Origin of the sequence: Pseudomonas sp. EL_65y_Pfl2_R96, assembly GCF_963970905.1 — a bacterium.
Taxonomy (GTDB): Bacteria; Pseudomonadota; Gammaproteobacteria; order Pseudomonadales; family Pseudomonadaceae; genus Aquipseudomonas.
Genome location: NZ_CAXAQH010000255.1, coordinates 1 through 498, shown reverse-complemented (window position 1 = coordinate 498; position 498 = coordinate 1). Strand labels below are relative to the sequence as shown.

General features: G+C 59.6%; 2 protein-coding genes. Both read left to right on the top strand.

Going from position 1 to position 498, the window contains the following annotated elements:
• Positions 1 to 287, top strand: a 287-nt coding sequence (locus AACY49_RS30495) for a YbgA family protein (RefSeq protein WP_339528004.1), incomplete at its 5' end; no start/stop codon positions are given.
• A partial coding sequence (locus AACY49_RS30490) for a MerR family DNA-binding transcriptional regulator (protein WP_339528002.1) occupies positions 287 to 498 on the top strand: 212 nt, incomplete at its 3' end. The genes AACY49_RS30495 and AACY49_RS30490, both read left to right, overlap by 1 nt.

Sequence of the window (498 nt, the reverse complement as noted above, 5' to 3'; positions counted from 1 at the left end):
CACGCTACTTCAGCGCCTTGATGGCTGCTTTGAAGAAATGCGCCACCCGCCGCACTCACACCAATGTGCTGCAACACCTGAGCGGTTACCTCAAACGCGCCATCAACGCCGAAGACAAGCAGGAAGTACAACACCTCATCGGGCAATACCGCCTCGGCATCGTACCCCTGGTAGTTCCGCTGACCTTGCTCAAGCATCACTTGCGCCTGCATCCCGATCCCTATCTGGCGCAGCAGGTCTACCTGCAACCACACCCGGAAAACCTCAGTCTGCGAAATGCCATTTGATGAAAAGCGAACCTGATTCCAGCGCCAGCGAAGACCTGGGGGCCGACTTCGCCAAAGCCCTGGAGCAGGGCTGGCTGCCCATACGCGAAGTTGCCCGCCAAACCGGGGTCAATGCCGTCACCCTGAGAGCCTGGGAGCGCCGTTATGGCCTGATCGTGCCGCACCGCACCCCCAAGGGTCACCGACTGTTCAATGCCGATCATGTGCAACG